13 protein-coding genes are annotated in these 19119 nt (G+C 70.9%); 7 read left to right on the top strand and 6 right to left on the bottom strand.

Annotation, left to right across the window (positions count from 1 at the left end):
• Window positions 1-230 precede the first annotated feature (230 nt).
• On the top strand, window positions 231-3296 hold the full coding sequence (locus AC07DS_RS04760) for a SpoIIE family protein phosphatase (RefSeq protein ID WP_479142668.1): 3066 nt from the start codon (window positions 231-233) through the stop codon (window positions 3294-3296).
• 34 nt (window positions 3297-3330) lie between these two features.
• On the opposite strand, the gene AC07DS_RS04755 is transcribed toward AC07DS_RS04760, so the two are convergent.
• Genes AC07DS_RS04755 through AC07DS_RS04740 form a run of 4 tightly spaced genes read right to left on the bottom strand, consistent with a single transcriptional unit; the run spans window position 3331 to window position 7421 of the window.
• On the bottom strand, window positions 3331-4524 hold the full coding sequence (locus AC07DS_RS04755; RefSeq protein WP_479142666.1) for a PP2C family protein-serine/threonine phosphatase: 1194 nt from the start codon (window positions 4522-4524) through the stop codon (window positions 3331-3333).
• Window positions 4525-4565: 41 nt separating this feature from the next.
• Window positions 4566-5786, bottom strand: a complete 1221-nt coding sequence (locus AC07DS_RS04750) for a cytochrome P450 (protein WP_479142665.1) — start codon at window positions 5784-5786, stop codon at window positions 4566-4568.
• 13 nt (window positions 5787-5799) lie between these two features.
• On the bottom strand, window positions 5800-7194 hold the full coding sequence (locus AC07DS_RS04745; protein ID WP_479142663.1) for an NAD(P)/FAD-dependent oxidoreductase: 1395 nt from the start codon (window positions 7192-7194) through the stop codon (window positions 5800-5802).
• On the bottom strand, window positions 7191-7421 hold the full coding sequence (locus AC07DS_RS04740; protein WP_479142662.1) for a ferredoxin: 231 nt from the start codon (window positions 7419-7421) through the stop codon (window positions 7191-7193). The genes AC07DS_RS04745 and AC07DS_RS04740 overlap by 4 nt, the downstream gene beginning before the upstream one ends.
• Before the next feature lie 430 nt (window positions 7422-7851).
• Here AC07DS_RS04740 and AC07DS_RS04735 point away from each other — a divergent pair, with 430 nt between their 5' ends.
• Entirely contained in the window at window positions 7852-8529 is a 678-nt protein-coding gene (locus AC07DS_RS04735; RefSeq protein ID WP_479142660.1) for a GAP family protein, read from the top strand.
• A gap of 37 nt (window positions 8530-8566) precedes the next feature.
• On the opposite strand, the gene AC07DS_RS04730 is transcribed toward AC07DS_RS04735, so the two are convergent.
• Window positions 8567-8695, bottom strand: a complete 129-nt coding sequence (locus AC07DS_RS04730) for a hypothetical protein (protein WP_479142659.1) — start codon at window positions 8693-8695, stop codon at window positions 8567-8569.
• A gap of 114 nt (window positions 8696-8809) precedes the next feature.
• Complete coding sequence (locus AC07DS_RS04725; protein ID WP_479142658.1) at window positions 8810-9376, bottom strand: hypothetical protein; 567 nt, start codon at window positions 9374-9376, stop codon at window positions 8810-8812.
• A gap of 182 nt (window positions 9377-9558) precedes the next feature.
• Between AC07DS_RS04725 and AC07DS_RS04720 the strand changes: the two genes are divergently transcribed.
• The 5 genes from AC07DS_RS04720 (at window position 9559) to AC07DS_RS04700 (ending at window position 19119) form a co-directional block, all read left to right on the top strand.
• Window positions 9559-10641: a DUF3533 domain-containing protein gene (locus tag AC07DS_RS04720; protein WP_479142656.1), complete on the top strand. Its 1083-nt coding sequence runs from the start codon at window positions 9559-9561 to the stop codon at window positions 10639-10641.
• 288 nt (window positions 10642-10929) lie between these two features.
• On the top strand, window positions 10930-13479 hold the full coding sequence (locus tag AC07DS_RS04715; protein ID WP_479142654.1) for an amino acid permease: 2550 nt from the start codon (window positions 10930-10932) through the stop codon (window positions 13477-13479).
• A 142-nt stretch (window positions 13480-13621) separates the two neighbouring features.
• A complete protein-coding gene (locus AC07DS_RS04710) occupies window positions 13622-14623 on the top strand; it encodes a polyphosphate kinase 2 family protein (protein WP_479142652.1) in 1002 nt (333 codons plus the stop codon).
• Window positions 14624-14651: 28 nt separating this feature from the next.
• Window positions 14652-17369, top strand: coding sequence for a cation-translocating P-type ATPase (locus AC07DS_RS04705; RefSeq protein ID WP_479142650.1), 2718 nt, complete (start codon window positions 14652-14654; stop codon window positions 17367-17369).
• Window positions 17370-17379: 10 nt separating this feature from the next.
• Complete coding sequence (locus AC07DS_RS04700; protein WP_479142648.1) at window positions 17380-19119, top strand: SulP family inorganic anion transporter; 1740 nt, start codon at window positions 17380-17382, stop codon at window positions 19117-19119.

Below are 19119 nucleotides of genomic sequence, written 5' to 3'. Positions count from 1 at the left end.
TCCACGCAGGATGCAAGCACGGGAAACCGCGTTGATTGCTGATCGGCACAGCTGCACCCGGCCAGGTGGGCTAATGCGGGGGGTTCCCCATGGCGGAGGAAAGTGTCTAAGTTGTTCCGATTAGGTTCTAAGTTGTTCCGATTAGGATGGATTGGACGGATGTAGATCGCTAAGGTCCATATCCGATCTCTTGCAGCTCAGCGGGTGAGCGGAGGCGACAGTCGACAGTGGTGAACACCAGCGGTGGCGAAGCGCACAGCACCGACCCCTCCATGCCCCACGTCCCCCATTCGCTGCACCAGCCGCAGGGCCTGCGGACCATAGCGACCGCATGGCCCTCGGAGACACAGCGCATACGGATGCGGCTGCTCGACGCCGTGGACGAGGACCGGCGCGATGTCGAGGTCCTGCTGACCGCGCTCCAGCAGGCGGTGGCCGAGGTGCACGGCCTGGGCGGCATGGTGCATCTGCCGGGCGGCGGCATGAGCGGCATCCTCTACCTGGTCGCCGACAGCGGCCTGCCGGAGTCGATGACCCGGCCCTGGCTGATCATCCCGGTACGAGGCACGGCCCCGCCCAGCAGGGCCGCCCGCAACGACACCGTCACCTGGCGTTCCGACCTGGCCCCGCCCGACCCGGTGCCCGGCCGGGACCCCGCCGCCCTCTGGCCCTCCCGGCTCCCCGCCGGCATCGGTCACCTGGCCGTCCCCGTTCCGGGCGGTGGCCGGCGACGCGGCGCGCTCTCCGTCCTCTTCGCCCCCGGCGACGAGCCCGGTGCGGCGGAGTGCGCGTTTCTGGACGAGGTGGCGACCTGGATGTCCGGAAGGCTCGCGTCGTCCGGGATCCTCAATCCGTCGCCCACCCTGCTGCGCGCCCTGGAGAACGAGCCGGGACCGCGGGAGGCCACCCCTGCGTGGGACGTGGAAGGGGCGCCCTGCGTCACGTACACCTGGGACCTGCGCACCGGCGAGCTGACCGCCGACCGGCCGGTCGAGGATGTGCTGGCCGGGATCGATCCGGAGGTGATGAGCGGTGGCATCGAGGCGTGGGCGGCGCTGATCCACCCGGACGACCTGCCCGGGGCGGTGGCCGGCTTCGACACGGGCATCCAGCTGCGCGGCGGCTTCCAGAACGAGTACCGGGTCCGGCGGCAGGACGGCACCTACCTCTGGATCGAGGCCGGTGCCCGGACGATCACGGACCTGGACGGGACGCCGGTGAAGGTGATCGGCACCCTCCGGGACAGCAGTGAGACGCATGCCGCCGCCGAGTCGGTGGGTCGGGCGCTGCAGCACATGAGTGACGGCTTCGTCTCCCTGGACACGGACTGGCGCATCGGCTTTCTCAATCAGGCCGCCGAGCGGTTCCTCGGCGCAGCCGGGGACGTGGCCGGAGCCCTGCTCTGGAACGTCCCCGCGGTGGGTGCCGTGCCGGGGCTGGAGCAGCGCTGCCGGGCGACGGCGGCCGAGGGCCGGCCGGCCGGATTCGACGTACCGGGGCTGGACGGGACGTCCTGGTACCACCTGCGGCTGGTGCCGGTGCCGGAAGGCCTCACGCTCTACATCACCGACACGACCGAGCGCCATCTGCGCGAGGCCGAGCGGGCCGCGGCGGAGCGGGCGTCGGCCGAGCGGGCGGCCCTGGTGCAGCGGGTCACGCGGGAGCTGGCCGAGGCCGTCACGGCCCAGGACGTGATGGCGGCGACGGCCGACGGCGTGATGACAGCCCTCGGGGCCACGGGACTCGTCATGCTCGGCGTCGTCGGAGACCGGCTGAACGTGGTCGGCTCCCGGGGATACGCGGAGCGCTTCACCCGGCTGCTGGACGGGCGCTGGACCGTGCGGGACACCATGAACCCGGTGGGAGACGCCCTGCACACCCGCACCCCCCTCTGCATCTCCTCCCCGGAGGAGTTCCTGACGCGCTACCCGGGGACCGAGTCGCTGATCCAGGAGAGCGACAAGCAGGCCTGGGCCTTTCTCCCGCTGGCGGTGTCGGGGCGCGAGATCGGCGCGGCGGTGATCTCCTTCGGCCGGCCGCGGGTACTGGACGACGACGAACGAACGCTGCTGACCGCGCTCAGCGGACTGATCGCGCAGGCCCTGGAGCGAGCAGGGCTCTACGACGAGGCGACGACCCGGGCCCGCACCCTCCAGCGCAGCCTGCTGCCACAGGCACTGCCCGAGCTGCCCGAGGTGACGACGGCCGCGCGCTACCAGCCGGCCAAGCAGGGAGCCGACGTCGGCGGCGACTGGTACGACGTGATCCCCCTCTCCGCGGCCCGGGTGGCGCTCGTGATCGGCGACGTCATGGGCCACGGCATGGCCGAGGCCGCCACCATGGGCAGGCTCCGGACAGCCGTCCGCACCCTCTCGGAGCTGGAGCTGCCGCCCGACGAGATCCTCGGCCACCTCAACGACATCGTCGGCGAACTGGGCAACGACGCCTTCGCGACCTGCCTCTACGGCATCTACGACCCGGTGAGCCGGTGTCTGTCGTACGCCAGCGCCGGTCAGCCGCCCCCGGCGGTGGCCCACCCCGACGGCATGGTCACCTTCCTGCCCATGACCCCGGACCCGCCGCTCGGGGTGGCCGCTCCGCCCTTCGAAACGCTCGAGACCCCACTGCCCGCCGGCAGCCTGCTCGCCCTCTACAGCGACGGCCTGGTCGAGAGCAAGGACAGGGACGTCACCACCGGCATGAACCACCTGGCCGAGCTCCTCTTCGAGTCCGTGAACGCCACGCCGGACGCACCTTCGGACGCGACCGACCTGGACGCCCTCTGCGCCACGCTCACCTCCGCTCTCCTTCCCGCCCACGGCGCGCTCACGGACGACGCCGCCCTGCTGCTGGCCCGCACGCACCCGCTGGACGCCGAGAACGTCGCCGAGTGGCCGTTGCCGGAGGACCCGGTGGCGGCGGGCCGGGCCCGTGAGCTGGCCCGCGCCCAGCTCACCGACTGGGACCTGGCCGACGAGGACCTGCTCATGACCACCGAACTCGTGGTCAGCGAGCTGGTCGGGAACGTCGTCCGGCATGCCTGCGGCCCCATCCGGCTGCGCATGCTCCGCAGTCGCGCACTGATCTGTGAGGTCTCCGACGCCAGCCTGACCACGCCGCACATCCGGCACACCTCCGCCACCGACGAGGGCGGCCGCGGCCTGCAGCTCATCTCCGCGCTCTGCCAGCGCTGGGGCACCCGCCACACCCCCACCGGCAAGGCCATCTGGACCGAACAGCCCCTGCCTGACGCCCCGGTCCGGGCGGCACGGGACGGCGCCGGCTCGGGACCGTGACACCCGTCGGCCCGAGGTGATGCATGGAGGGCGTCTACGTCCGGCCGCCGGGGGTGGGGTGCCATTCGACCAGGACGATGGTGGCGTCGTCGCGGAGCCGGCCCCGGTGGTGGTCGAGGATGGTGTGGATCAGGCGCCTCAGCGCTTCGGGGGCGGGCTCCCCGGCCGACAGCGAGCGGGTGACGAAGTCGGCCAGACGTTGCTCACCGAACAGTTCCCCGGCCTGGGACCGGGCCTCGGTGACGCCGTCGGTGTGGATCAGGATGCGGTCACCGGGTTCCAGCTGGGCCTGGTGAACGGTGAGCCTGTCGCGGTTGCCGGGACCGAGGCCCAGCGGCAGCTGGCTGGGAGCCTCCAGGGCGTGGGGGACGATGCGGTGGCCGCGTATGAGCAACGGCGGCGGGTGGCCGCAGTTGACCCAGCTCAGGCTCCCGCTGTCGAGGTCCAGGTCGGCGAAGACTCCGGTGAGTATGCGGTCGGGCAGCCAGTGTTCGAGTTCGGCGTCGACCCGCTCGGCGATGCCGGTGAGTGTGCCGTCGGCCAGGCGGGCGGCGCGGCAGGTGGCCAGCGCGACCGCGGAACACAGCCCGGAGGCGAGGTCGTGTCCCATGGCGTCGACGACGGCCAGGTACAGCCGGGAGTCGTGCAGGCTGTGGTCGAACGCGTCGCCGCCGATCTCGTACGCGGGCTCCAGCACCGCGGTGGAGGTGACCTGGTGGGTGCCCAGAGTGCGCGGGGGCAGGAACGCCCAGACCATCTCGGCGGCGGTCGTCATCGGCCGCCGCCGTGTGGTCAGGGCGTACAGATCACTGAACCCGCTCTTGCCGACCACGATGACCGCGGCGACCGAGGCCAGGATCTCCGCATGGTCGAGCAGCCGGGCGGTCAACCGGTCCGCGGTCACCTGAAGCACGCCGATCCGCTCCACGCCGTCGATCAGCGGCAGCCAGAGGGTCAGCGCACCGTGCCGTGACAGCCGCACCGACTCCGTCCGGTACGCCCATCCGGCCACGGTGCCCTCGATCGGGATCGGCTCCGCCGTCCCGCCGCCCGACATACCGGGACTGCGCGGCAGCGGCACCAGCAGCCTTTGCTGGACGTCGGCCAGATACAGGAGCGCCGCGTCCATGCCGAGGGCTTCGGCCGCGGCATCCACGAGCCCGGCCACCTCCAGCGGCGTCGCCTGGTGCGACCGCGTCACCAGGTCTGCGAGCACCTCACCGAGCACGTCGGGAGAGCCTGGCTCTCCAGCGGGCGGCGGCTGTCGCGTCACCCCACGCCCTGCTCGACCGGCAGATGGATCGGACCGCGAAGGACGGGGCTGGGCCGGTACGGCGGTGGGTCGGTGAGCAGTCTGGGCCGGTCGAGGCGGCGTACGAGTTCGGTCAGGGCGATCTGGGTTTCCCGTCGGGCGAGTGGGCCGCCGAAGCAGAGGTGGATGCCGCTGCCGAAGCCGAGGTGCTGGTTGTCCCGGCGGTCGGGGTCGAAGCGGTCGGGTTCGTGGAAGCGCAGTGGGTCGCGGCTGCCCGAGGCCAGCATGAGGATGATCCGCGAGCCTTTGGGGATGACGGTGTCGGCGACGGTGATGTCGCTGTACGCCGCCCGCCAGGGAATGATGTGCACGGGTGGTTCGTAGCGCAGCAGCTCCTCGACCACCGGCACGGCCAGGCCGGGTTCGTCGCGCAGTCGCTGGAGCACCTCGGGGTGGCGCAGCAGTGTCAGCATGCCGTTGGTGATGAGGTTGACAGTGGTCTCGTGGCCGGCGATCAGCAGCAGGTTGGCGGTGGCGACGATCTCGTCGTCGGTCATCCGTCCGTCCGGCCCGTCGTCGTTGGCCAGCCGTGACAGCAGGTCGTCAGTCGGCCGGCCGTGGCGTTGCTCCACCAGCCCGCCGAGGTACTCGCGCAGGTCCGCGCTGGCCCGCTGGCCGTTCTCCAGCTTCTCCTTCGGATCGGTCTTGGGGTTGTAGTCGATCGAGTCGATGATGTCGTTCACCCACAGGTGGAACCTCGGTTCGTCCTCGCGCGGCACCCCGAGCAGGTGGCAGATCACGGTGACGGGGAACGGGTAGGCGAAGTCGTCGACGATGTCGATCTGCTCCTTGCTCGCGAAGGCGTCGATCAGACCGCCGACGATGGCGTGCAGGTCGGGGTCCAGGCCGGCCACCAGCCCCGGGGTGTGCGGGGGACCGAAGTGGCGCATCGCCATACGCCGCAGGCGGTCGTGCTCGGGAGGGTCGAGGTTGATGAACGGCGGCGCGCCGGGCCTCTCGAACGCCTCCATCGGATGCGACAGATTGCGGACGTCGGAGCTCAGGTGTGGGTTGTGCAGGATGTCCGCGAGCTCGCGATACGTGCTGATGACGTAGCTGCCGTCGTCCTGCAGGGCCACCGGCGTCTCGCGCAGCTCGGCGTACAGCGGGTACGGGTCGGCACGGGAGGAGTAGTCGAGGATCCGGAGCAGCGTGGCGGGCTTCTCGGTCGTGGTCATCTTGCCTTCCCCCTTACCGGTGGTGCTGCTGCATGGACGTGACGCGCCGCTCACCCGGGTCATTGCCGGTGACGACCACAGTGGCTCCCCGGGCGATCAGCTCGGGGCCGGGGAAGTCGACGGGCACCGGTTTGTTGTCGACGGGCTGGTCGGGTGTGGGGCAGGGCGGTGGGAAGGGCGCGGCCGACTCGATCAGCTGCCGGTAGTGGTCCAGCCACTTCGCGTTGTTGAAGCTCACCGCGGCGGTGACGCGGCCCTGGTAGCCGTAGGCGGCGACGAAGCGGCGGTCGGACACCGACCCCTGGGTGACGACGACCTCGTCGGCGAAGGTCGGCACGCCGACGGACTTGATGTTGACGCCGAACTGGATCGACCAGAACAGCGGGATGGTCAGGTGGGGCCAGCGGTCCGCCTGGGCGCTGACCATGTTGTGGGCCGCGACCTCGGCCTGTTCCACGGCGTTGGCCCAGTGCTCCAGCGAGATGAGCCGGTATTCGTAGATCGGGTTCGGGCAGCGTGCCACGTCTCCGGCGACGAAGACGTCGTCGGTGATCAGACCGTTGATGTCGAGGGCGCGGCAGCCCGTGTCGCAGGCGATGCCCCAGACGCCCGCCGCCAGTCCCGAGTCCCGCAGCCAGTCGGTGTTGCGGATGCCTCCGAGTGCCACCACCGCCACGTCGGCGTCGATCGTGCTGCCGTCGTCGAAGTGGGCGCGGCGGAAGTGCCCCTGCGCGTCGCCCTCCAGCCGGGTGACCTTGACGCCGCAGCGCAGGTCGACGCCGTGAGCGCGCTGCATGTCCGACGCCACCTCACCGATCATGGCACCGAGTGCCCCGACCAGCGGGGCCGGCGCGAGTTCGGCGACGGTCACGGGGATGTCCCGCTCGCGGCAGATGGAGGCGATTTCGGAGCCGGTGAATCCCGCGCCGATGACCAGTACCCGGGAGGGCCCGGCGGCGAGGGCCCGCTGCAGGCCTTCGGCGTGCTCGCGCGTACGAACGACGAACACGCCGTCCAGGGCCGCCTCGGACTCGACGAACCAGGGCCGGGCCCGCACCCCGGTGGAGATCAGCACCCGGTCGAAGGGAATCTCGCGTCCGTCGGCCAGACGCACTTGGTTGGCCGCCAGGTCCAGCCCGCTGGCCGGCACGCCCAGCAGCCACTCCGCGTTGATGTCACGGCGTCGCGGCAGCGTGGTGGCATCGGCCGGCACCCACCCGGTCAGGACCTGCTTGGACAGGGGAGGGCGGTCGTAGGGCTCGCCCAGTTCGTCACCGATCATGGTGAGTGAGCCGGTGAAGCCCTCGTTGCGCAGTGCCTCGGCGGCCCGCAGTCCCGCCAGTGAGGCCCCGACGATCACGATGCGGCCGTCGCGCTTGAACTCTCGCAGGTTGTCGGCGCTGGTCATGACTTGGACGCCTCCGCCGGTACGACGTCCTGTTCCTCCAGCTGGTCGACCAGAATCGCCTGGACCGGGCAGGCGGCCGCGGCCCGCAGCACCTGTTCGCGCCGGGCGTCGTCGGGGCTCGGGTCGTACATCAGCGCTTCCTCGCCGTGCATCCGGAACGCGTCCGGAGCGAGGAACGCGCACTGCGCGTACCCCTCACATCGGGAAAGGTCCACGACAATTCTCATCCCGACCTCCACAGGGACTGCAGACTGCGGACCCGGAGGCCTGCGCCACCGCGGCGCACACGGCGCGGGACAGGCATCGAGAGAAGGGATTCGGCCGTCGCCCACCCTTGCGAAGCGCGAAGGGGCGGGCCACGCTCGCCGGGCCACCGCAGAAGGAACTGATTGTCGGATCGTCGCGAGTAAGGCGACCGAGGTCTGCAAAAATCACCCAAATGGCGTGACCTTGCAGTCAAAAGCGTATCCCCGGCGCACATCACCTGCACCCGGGAAAGGGATGCCCTGCCTGTCCGGAGCTTGCCCCGAGGCTGCCCGGAGCGGAGGCACCACCGTCATTCACTCGCACGCCACGTGGTCATGCGGCGAAGACCGTGCGCCGTCGTCGATTCTGTAGCTGCGATCAGAGCAGTTCCTCGATGCGCCGGAGGCACGCATGGGCAAGGCGTTGGGTGATGTGCTCGGCCTGGCGGCCGGTGTCGCGGTCAGCCCTCTTCCGATCGTCGCTCTCATCATCGTGCTGGCCACGCCCCGGGGCCGTCTGAACGGGCTGGTGTTCGTCACCGGCTGGGTGATGGGTCTGTCGGCCCTGGGGGCGGTGGTGCTGGCCATCGGTGGCCAGGAGAGTGCCGACTCCCACGGGCATCCGGCCGACTGGGTGGGGGTTCTCAAGCTCGTTCTGGGCGTGGCGCTGGCTTTCTTCGGGCTGAGGCTGTGGCGTCATCGCCCTGCCGATGTCACGCAGGCGCAGCTGCCGAAGTGGATGGCGGCCATCGACGGCTTCACCGCGGTGAAGATCTTCCTTCTGGCCCTGCTGCTGTCGGCCGGGAACCTGAAGAACGCCCCGCTGACCATTGCCGCGGCAGCGTCCATCAGCTCGTCGGGGCTGCCGGTCGGGGAGCAGATCGCCACGCTGGCGATCTTCGTCGTCATCGCTTCCGCCGGGATGCTGGTTCCGCTGGGGGTCTTCCTGGTCATGGGGGAGCGGGCGAGGAACACGCTGGGCAACTGGAAGGAATGGGCGGCGCGGCACAACACGGCCATCATGGCGGTGCTGTTCTTCGTGTTCGGGCTGAAGCTGCTCGGGGACGGCATCGGCGTCCTGGTCTCCTGACGAGCCGGCACCGCCTCCGGGTGGGCTGCCGCCCCGGCTACTCGTCCCTCTGCAGGATGTACGTGCTGCGCGAGTCCGGGTCGCCGAAGAAGAAGTAGAGCTCGAGTGCCTTCCTGTCGTTGCGCCGCAACTCGAACGCACCGATCTGGTCGACTACTTCCACCACGAGTTCGGCCGGCCCGTGCCCACGCCCGAAAGGCCATCAGTACGCCACGATCCCGTTCTGGTCCTACTTCCTGGACTGAACGGCCGACGGCCACGACTGCTGCGCGGGCGGTGCTCAGCCGGACTCGGCCGTCGCGGTGGGGGTCTCCTCCTGTACGGGTGCGCCGCGGCCGATGGTCATCGACCAGCGCACGGAGGAGGGAGCCTCCACGGAGGCGACACCGCTGTGGTCCGCTCCGCCGAGGTCCAGCTGGTTGTAGGTGGTGCTGACCTGGCCGGCGAGGCACTCCAGCGGGAAGGAGGCGTGCAGGGGCTGCACTGCAACCTCGATCCTGCCCGCGCCCTGGCAGCGGACGGCGACGATCAGCGCGTCCCCCTTCTTGCCCTTGGCGAAGGCGATGCTCGCGTTCCCGGTGGTCGCCTTTTGGCGGCCGGCGAGTGTCTCGTCGGCGTCAAGTTCCGGCGGCTGCTGGACCGAAGGCTGTGCGCTGCTGCCCGGAGTCGCTGTCGCCGTCGCCGTCGCCGACGCCGACGCCGAACCCGGATCGTGCGAACGTGCGGGCCGTGCGGGCTTCTTGGCCTCGGGGTGGTCCGAGGTGCAGCCGGTGACAGGAGCGAGCAGCGCGGCGCACGCGATGCTCAGTCCTGCGAGGGTCCGCAACGGCCTCCTGGGCGTGGGCATGACATTTCTCCCTCGGTCCGGGGTGGTGAAACGCCGGGCTCGACCGGTCGCTCGCGGCTGATCATGTCAGCGGCGACGGGCGGACCGGCGGCTTCCGTCGATCTTCTGAGCAAGAGGTGAGCTTCACTTCTCGACGCCGGCCTGCGGTCGGCGGGTCAGGCCGGGTGTGCCTGCGCGCGCCGGTGGCGCAGTTCGCCCTCCTGGGCGAGTCGGCGCAGCAGCGCCAGGACCGGTTCGAGCAGCAGGATCACGAGGCGTTCGGTGCGCTGGTCGTCCCGGAGAACTTCTCCGCCTCCGTGCTGGGACTCGCGGCCAAGGGCGACACCGCCCCGTCCAGGCCGACGCTGGAGATCCTCACCAACCCCGCGGCCGGCAGCTTCGGCTCGAACATGGCCGAACAGGTCAGCCGCGCGGCCGCACACGACGCCTCGGTCGCCCTGGGGAAGAAGCTGGGGCAGCAGCTGGCCCACCAGGCCGCCCGAGCCCACGCGGCCGGGAAGCACGTCACCGCACCCAGCACCCCCGAGCGGCTGCTGCTCGCGGACCCGGTCGAGGTCGTCGTGGCGCAGGGCCACCACCTGGGCAGCCACAGCGGATACGGCCTGACCGCGTTCTTCTACACCCTGGTGCTGGTGCTCGGCGGCATGCTCGGCGCCAACGTCATCCACATGCAGGTCGACACCGCCCTCGGCTACGCGGCCAAGGACCTCGGCCCCTTCCGCACCGCCGAGCCCGTCCGGCACCTGAGCCGGACCCGGCACTTCCTCGTCGGCTGTGCGCTGATGGCCGGGGTCTCCCTGGTCACCTCGGCGCTGGCCATGGCCGCGGCGGTCGGGATCGTCGGCATCGACGCCTCGCACCTGCTGCTGCTCTGGATCTTCGGGGCCGGCGCGACGATGGCGATGGGCTGCACGGCGCTCGCCCTGCTGGCGGTCCTCGGCACCCCCGGCCCGCTCGTCTCGATGCTCGTGCTGATCGGCCTCGCCATCCCGTCGGCGGGTGCCACCATCCCGCTGCAGGCGCTGCCGTCGTTCTACCGCTTCCTCGCCGAGTTCGAGCCGTTCCGCCAGGTCCTCGACGGAGTCCGGTCGATCCTCTACTTCGGCGCCCGGCTCGACGCGGGACTCGCCCGAGCCTGGACCATGACCGGCGTGGGACTCGCTCTCTCGCTGCTCCTCGGACTGGGCCTGACCCACCTCTACGACCGCAGGGGCCTGCACCGCACCGCACAACTCGCCCCGGCCGCACTCCCCACGGCCGCCTGACCGGCCCCGGAGCAGGCGGCCCGTCGGCGCCTGCCCGTCCCAGGGGTGGCGGCTGGTGCTTGCGACCCGCTGCACCGCACCCTCGGCCTCGCCCGGGTCCACACCACCTGAGCCGCACACGATGATCAGGTGGTGTGGACCCGGCGGTGACGCCCCCGCGCTGTTGCGGAGGGCAGTGGCCCCGCGTTGGAATCAAGTGTGAGGCACTTTGGCGGCGTCGAGTCCGTCGGCCGCCCTGCGCCCGGGACGGGTGTCGGCCGGAAAGGGCTCAGGAGCAACGCCCTCGGCATGTTCTCCTCGGTGGTCATGGGCCTGGCCTCCACCGGCCCGGCTTACAGCATCGCCGCCACGCTGGGCATCATCGTGGCCGGGGTGGGACTGCAGGCCCCGATCGTCACCATGCTGGCCTTCATCCCGATGCTGTTGGTCGCGTACGCCTTCCGGGAGCTCAACGCGAGCAACGCCGACTGCGGGACCACCTTCACCTGGGCCACCCGCGCCTTCGGACCGCGCACCGGCTGGATGGGCGGCTGGGGCCTCATCGTCGCCAACATCATCGTCATGGTGAACCTCGCCGAGATCGCCGGTGTCTACGGCTTCCGGCTGCTGGGCCTGGACTCACTGGGAGAGAGCCGGCTGTGGACCACGGTGGCCGGCATCGTCTGGATCGTCCTGCTGACCGCGATCTGCTACGTCGGCATCGAGGTCTCGGCAGCCGTTCAGCGCTGGCTGCTGTGCCTGGAAGTGCTGATGCTGATCCTGTTCGCCGTCGCCGCGCTGGTCAGGGTCTACACCGATCCGCCCGCGACCGCGATCCATGTCTCCGCCTCCTGGTTCAACCCCTTCGAGGTGTCCTCGACACGGGCCCTGACCTCGGGCATCCTCGCCGGCGTCTTCATCTACTGGGGCTGGGACACCGCCTTCTCGGTCAACGAGGAGACCGTCGACAGCGCACACGTCCCCGGGCGCGCCGCGGTCCTGTCCACCGTGCTGCTCCTGGGCATCTACGGGCTGGTGTCCACGTCGTCGCAGGCGTTCGCGGGAGCCGGCACCACCGGAATCGGGCTGGGCAACCCGAACAACTCGGACGACGTGTTCTCCGGACTGGGCGATGCCGTCTTCGGGAGCCACGAAACGGGGCTGGTCCTGTCGAGACTGCTGATCCTGATGGTGCTGACCTCGGCGCTGGCCTCCGCCCAGACCACCATCCTGCCCCTGGCCAGGACCGTCTTCTCCATGGCGGTCCACAAGGCCGTCCCCGCCCGGTTCGCCCGCATCCACCGCAGGTTTCTCACCCCGACCTGGGGGACCATCGGCATGGGAGCGGTCTCGATCGCCCTGCTGATCCTGCTGACGTCGTTCAGCCAGAACATCGTGGCCGACTCGATCGACTCGGTCGGGCTCGCGATCGCGTTCCAGTACGGACTCACCGGCTTCGCCTGCCTCTGGTACTACCGCAAGATCCTCACCCGCAGTGTCCGGGACATGATCTTCAAGGGCGTGTTCCCGGCGCTCGGCGGGCTGATCATGCTCCTGCTGTTCCTGTACGCCACCTTCGTCGTCTACGCCAACCCGCGGTACGGCTCGACCCGCGTCGATCTGCCGCTGATCGGACCGACCGGCGGGGTCACGGTGCTGGGCCTGGGTGCCCTGCTGATCGGTCTCCTGCTGATGCCGTTGGTCACCCGTGGCCACACGGTGGCCCTGAAACTCCAGCGGAGCCTGCTCCCGCGCCATCTGCCGGCGCACACCGCCGTGGACTCGGCGGCCCGCTACCAGCCCGCCGACAGCGGGTCCGGGGTGGGCGGCGACTGGTACGACGTCATCCCCCTGTCGGGCGGCCGGGTCGGCCTGGTCGTCGGGGACGTGCTCGGTCACGGTCTGCGCGCCGCGGCGACCATGGGGCAGCTGCGCACGGGGGTACGCGTCCTGGCCCGCCTGGACCTGAGCCCGGACGAGCTGCTGTCCCGCCTGGGCGACCTCGCCGAGCAGACCGCGCGCGAGCGCAGGACCGGACACGGTCCCGGCCACCTGAGGCCGCGGGACACCGCGATCCAGGGCGTGGCCTGCCTGTACGCGGTGTACGACCCCGCTTCGGGCAAGTGCCGTCTGGCGCGGGCCGGGGACTCGGTGCTGGCGGCCGTCGTACCCCACCCGGGTGTCGTCGAGCGTCCGGAGCTGCCGTCCGGACCACCGCTGGGAGTCGGCGGCCCGCCCTACCAGAGCACGGAACTGGAGTTCTCGCCGGGCAGTGTCGTCGCCCTCTTCACGGGTGGCCTCCTCCAGGCGGCCGACGACCAGGCGGCCGGGCTGGCGCAGCTGTCCCGGGTGCTCGCCGGCGACTGCGGGTCCCTGCAAGGGCTGTGCGACATGGTGATGGACACCCTGCTGCCCGGCGCGGTGGACGTCGACGCGACCGTGCTCACGGTCCGCACCCGCATGCTCGACCGGAACCAGTTCGCCCAGTGGGCACTGGTCTCGGACCCGGCGGCGGTGGCCACCATCCGTTCCGCCGTCGCGAAGCAGCTCGGCGACTGGGGGCTGGACGACCTGGCGTTCACCACCGAGCTGATCGTCAGTGAACTGGTCACCAACGCCATCCGCTACGCCGGCGGCGGCCCGATCCAGGTGCGCCTGATCCGCGACCGGAGCCTGATCTGCGAGGTCTCCGACACCGGCCACACGACACCGAATCTGAAGCACGCGGAGAACGACGACGAGGGCGGCCGGGGCCTGTTCATCATCGCCCAGATGACCCACCACTGGGGCACGCGCTACACCCCCACCGGCAAGACGATCTGGACCGAGCAGGACCTGCAGCCGGCGGACGGCCGGTAGCGCCTCGCTCGCCGGCTGTTCCTCGGAGCAACCACCCGCGGAGGGTGAGGTCGTCCCCGCCGATCGGTCCGATCCTGTCGGGAAGGCGACCCGGCGCGAGGCCGGGCCGGCGGGTCGGGCCAGGGCGGAAGGCGGGCGGACGATGGCCGACGACATGGCCGAACGCATAGCGGAGTTCATCAGGCCTCTGCGGGTCGAGCCCGGCAGGAAGGTGCATCTGGCGGACGACTTCGATCCCGGCTACAAGGCGGGCATCCGGAAGAAGAAGGAGGGCGTCGAGCTGCTCCGCACCGGTGTCGAGCTGCTCGCCGACTACCAGCGGCGGCTGGCGGCCCAGGACACCTATGGAGTGCTGGTGTGCCTGCAGGCCCTGGACGCAGGCGGCAAGGACGGGACGATCCGCCATGTGATGAGCGGCGTCAATCCGCAGGGTGTGCGGGTGTCCAGCTTCAAGGTGCCCTCGACCGAGGAACTCGATCACGACTATCTGTGGCGCTACGCCTGCCGGCTGCCGGGACGCGGGGAGATAGGCATCTTCAACCGGTCCCACTACGAGGAGGTCCTGGTCGTACGGGTGCACCCGGAGAACCTCGACCGGCAGCGGCTGCCGGACTCGGTGCGCGGCCATGACGTGTGGGACCGGCGGTACCGGGAGATCAACGACTGGGAGCGCTATCTGACCGACAACGGGTTCCGGATCGTGAAGCTGTTCCTGAACCTGTCGAAGGAGGAGCAGCGGATCCGCTTCCTCAAGCGCATCGACGTTCCCGAGCGCAACTGGAAGTTCTCGCCCGCCGACGTGCGGGAGCGGGCCCGGTGGGACGACTACCAGCGCGCCTTCTCGCAGATGCTGTCCGCCACCAGCACGGAATGGGCGCCCTGGTACGTCATACCTGCCGACCACAAGTGGTTCGCGCGTGTCTGCGCGGCCGCGGTGGTGGCGCACACGCTGATCGAGATCGATCCCCAGTACCCGCAGGTCAGTGACGAGACCCGGCGCGGGCTGGCCGAGGTCAGGCGGGAGCTGGAGCGTGAGGCGCCCAAGGGCGCGGCGCCCGACCCGTACGCCGCATCGGTTTCCAAAGGCGGATCCGGCAACGGGAAGCACGGCAGGAAGGGCAAGCACTCCGGCGGGAACGGCTGACGGGAACGGCTGAGAGGAGGCGCATGCCATGACCGCGCAGACGGATGCCCCGGACGAGGGGACGACGGACGACCGGGCCTGGTACGCGCGCTCCGCGGAGGAGGTGGCCGCCGGGTTCGAGGTGGATCCGGCCGCGGGACTGTCCTCGGCGAGGGCCGCGGAGCTGCTGCGGACGAACGGTCCCAACGCGCTGCCGGAGGAGAAAGCCCTGCCGGGCTGGCGCCGGTACCTGGCCCAGTACCGCAGCTACATGCAGCTGGTCCTGGTCGCCGCCGCCGTGGTGTCGTTCCTGATCGCGGAGTGGAGCACGGGCATCCTGCTGGTCGTGCTGACGGTCCTCAACGCGGTCGTCGGCATGCGGCAGGAGGGTAAGGCGGAGAGCGCCATGAACGCGCTCAAGTCGATGCTGAAGGCGACCGCCCGGGTGCGCCGGGACGGGACCGAGTCCGAGATACCGGCCGAGGAAGTGGTCGTCGGCGATGTCGTCCTCCTCACCGCCGGGGACGAGGTCCCCGCCGACGGCCGGATCATCGCGGCCAGCGCCCTGCAGATCGACGAGTCGGCGCTGACGGGCGAGAGCGTGCCCGCCGCCAAGGACGCGGCGACCCTGGCCGGCGGCGACCTGGGCCCCGGGGACCGGACCAACATGGCGTTCATGAACACGCCGGTCACGCACGGCAGCGCGACGCTGATCGTCACGGCCACGGGCGCCGGCACCGAACTCGGCCGCATCTCCGGGATGCTGTCGGCGACGCCCCGCGAGCCCTCTCCACTGGACCTGGAGCTCAACCGGCTCACCCTGTGGATCACGGGGGCGGCCGGACTGACGATGATCGTGATGTTCGTCCTGGGACGCAGCCGCGGCACGGCGTGGGACGCGCTGTTCGTGAGCGCCGTCTCGCTGGCCATCGCCGCCATCCCGGAGGCCCTGCCCACGGTGACCCAGACGATCCTGTCGATCGGCGGGGTGGACCTGGCCCGGCGCCAGGCGATCGTGAAGGACCTGCCGTCGGTGCAGTCGCTGGGGTTCACCTCGGCGATCAACTCCGACAAGACCGGCACGCTCACGATGAACCAGATGACCGTCGTTGAGGTCATCGATCCCGGCGACCGCTACACCGTCTCCGGCACCGGTTACGGCCTGGAGGGCAAGGTCCATCACGCCGTCGGCAGCACGCCCGGCATCGAGGACGCGATCCTGCCCTACGTGGTCGCCAGCGATGCGGGGCTCGTGGACGGCAAGGTCGTCGGCGACCCCACCGAGGGCGCCCTGCTGGTGCTCGGCCACAAGGCCGGGCTGGACATCGACGCCACCCGGGAGCGGCTGCCCCGGCTGGCCACGCTGCCGTTCGACCCGTCGTACAAGCTGATGGCCACCTTCCACCCGGCCGCGGACGCGGCCGGCCGGCCGGTCGTGCGGTGCTTCGTGAAGGGGGCGGCGCCCGCGGTCATGGCCCGGGCCGCCACCGCGCTGCGCGACGGTACGACCGTCCCCTGGGACGCGGAGCTGCGCGAGCGGGCCCAGACACACGTCCAGCGCATGGGCGGCGAGGGCCTGCGGGTGATGGCCGCCGCGCGCCGCGACCTCGACCCGGCCGTCTTCGATCCGGACGGCGACCTGCTCGCCCACGTCACCGACCTGCAGATGACGAGCCTGGTCGGCATGGTCGACCCGCCCCGCGCGGAGTCGCGGGCCGCCGTGGCCGACGCGCAGGCCGCGCACATCCGGGTGCGGATGGTGACCGGCGACGACGTCGTCACGGGCGCCGCCATCGCCCGGCAGCTGGGCATCGAGGGCGAGGCGCTCCTCGGCGCCGAGTTCGCCGCGCTGCCGGAGAGCGAGCGGCTCGCCCGGATCGACGACATCGGGGTGGTCGGCCGCGTCGCCCCCGAACACAAGGTGCTGCTCGCCGACACGCTCAAGAAGAAGGGCGACGTGGTGGCCATGACCGGGGACGGCGTCAACGACGCCCCGGCCATCAAGGCTGCCGACATCGGCATCGCCATGGGCTCCGGCACCGAGGTCGCCAAGAACGCCGGGCGGATGGTGCTGTCCGACGACAACTTCGCGACGATCGTCTTCGCCGTCGAGCAGGGCCGCAAGATCTACGACAACCTCACGAAGTACATCCGCTTCGTCCTCGTGCTCCTCGTGGTGTTCGTCCTGACCTTCCTCGGCGCGACCCTGTTCAACATCGCGGCGGGCGAACCCTTCACCCCGGCCCAGGTGCTGTGGATCCACTTCTTCGTCAACGCGGCCTTCGGCTTCGCGCTCGGCTTCGACCGGCAGAGCCCGGGACTCATGGAGCGCAGACCGCGTCCGCGCGGTGAACCCGTGCTGACCAGGGGAGTGATGGTCACGGTCGGGCTGTCCGGGCTGGTGATCGCGATCAGTCTGCTCGTCCTGATCAAGCTCGGCGAGTCGCACTACGGCAGCACCGCCGTCGGCCAGTCCATCGCGTTCACGTCCTTCGCGCTCTGCCTGATCGTGGCCGCGCTCGAATGCCGCAGCGAGACGGCGACCGTCCTGACCACCGCCAGCTTCGACAGCAAGCAGATGAACTGGGCGATGCTCGTGGAGTTCGCCCTCGCGGTGCTGGTCACGCAGATGGACGGGTTCCGGCGGCTGCTGGGCACGACACAGATCAACGTGCGGCAGTTCGGCTGGGCGCTGGTGCCGGCGCTGGTGCTGCTCGGGCTGTGGGAGCTCGGCAAGCTCGTCGCCAGGCGGGCCGGGGGGACGTGAGAGGCCGTAGATGGCGACCCGGCACGCCACCGCACGGATAGTGTCCCGGCTGCGGGCCGTTCCCGGGGTCCGCGCCGTGTCGTCCTACCGGCGCGAGTGGCTGGCCAGGGACCTGGTCGCCGGAGTGGTCCTGACGACACTGCTGGTGCCGCAGGGCATGGCCTACGCCGAACTCGCGGGCCTGCCGCCGATCACCGGCCTGTACACGTCGATCCTGTGCCTGCTGGGCTACGCGGTCTGCGGGCCGTCCCGGATCCTGGTGCTGGGCCCGGACTCCTCGCTCGGCCCGATGATCGCCGCCACCGTGCTCCCGCTGGCCGGGGCGGGCGGGAACCCCGCACGGGCCGTCGCCCTGGCCTCGATGCTCGCCCTGATGGTCGCGCTCGTGATGATCCTGGCCTCGGTGGCGAGGCTCGGCTTCGTCGCCGACCTGATCTCCAAGCCCACGATGATCGGCTACATGAACGGGCTGGCCCTGACCATCCTGATCGGACAGCTGCCCAAGCTGCTCGGCTTCAAGGTCGAGGCGGACACCCTGATCGGGGAGTGCGTCGGCCTGGTGGAGAAGCTGGCCGCCGGGGCGGTCGTGCCGGCGGCGGCCGCGGTGGGCATCGGCGGGGTCGTACTGCTGCTGGTGCTGCAGCGCCGGCTGCCGAAGGTGCCCGCGGTGCTGGTGATGGTGGTGCTGGCGATCGGCGCCGCCGCCGTGTTCGAGCTGGGCGAGCACGGGGTCGGCCTGGTCGGGGTGCTGCCGAAGGGCTTCCCGCCGTTCACCGTGCCCGATGTCCGGCTCGACGACCTCGGGCCGCTGTCCGCGGGCGCCCTGGGCATCGCCGTGGTCTCCCTTGCCGACACCATCTCCAACGCGTCGGCCTTCGCGGCCCGCACCGGGCAGGAGGTCCGGGGCAACCAGGAGATGGCCGGGATCGGGGCCGCCAACCTGGCCGCGGGCTTCTTCCAGGGCTTCCCGGTGAGCACGAGCGGCTCGCGCACGGCGGTGGCGGAACGGGCGGGCGCGCGGACCCAGCTGACCGGGGTCGTCGGCGCGGCCCTGATCGTCCTCATGCTCCTGCTGGTCCCGGGGCTGTTCCGGAACCTGCCCCAGCCCGCCCTGGCCGCCGTGGTCATCGTCGCGTCCCTCTCCCTGGCCGACCTGCCGGGGACCGTACGGCTGTGGCGGCAGCGCCGCGTCGAGTTCCTGCTCTCGCTCGCGGCCTTCTTCGGCGTCGCGTTCCTCGGGGTGCTGCCCGGGATCGCGATCGCGGTCGCCCTGTCCGTCCTCAACGTCTTCCGGCGGGCCTGGTGGCCCTACGACGCCCTGCTGGGCCGGGTGCCCGGACTGGAGGGCTTCCACGACGTCCGCTCCCACCCCGGCGCGCAGCGGCTGCCCGGCCTGGTGATCTACCGGTTCGACGCGCCGCTCTTCTTCGCCAACGCCAGGACCTTCCGCGACCAGGTCCGCCGGCTCGCCCACGGGGACCCGCCGCCGAGCTGGATCGTGGTCGCGGCCGAGCCGATGACCGACGTGGACACCACGGCCGCCGACGTCCTGGAGGACCTGGACGAGGCTCTCAACGCCGAGCACATCCATCTGGTGTTCGCCGAGCTCAAGGACCCGGTGCGGCGGAAGATCGAACGCTACGGGCTCACCCGCACCATCGACCCGGACCACTTCTTCCCCACGGTCGAGGCCGCCGTCGCCGCCTACCGTCTGCGCACCGGCGCCCGGTGGACCACCGGCGCCGGGTGA

This window comes from Streptomyces sp. NPDC044064 (genome assembly GCF_056434245.1).
Note: the sequence above shows the minus strand (reverse complement) of the source record. Positions and strands in the feature narration are given on the sequence as shown.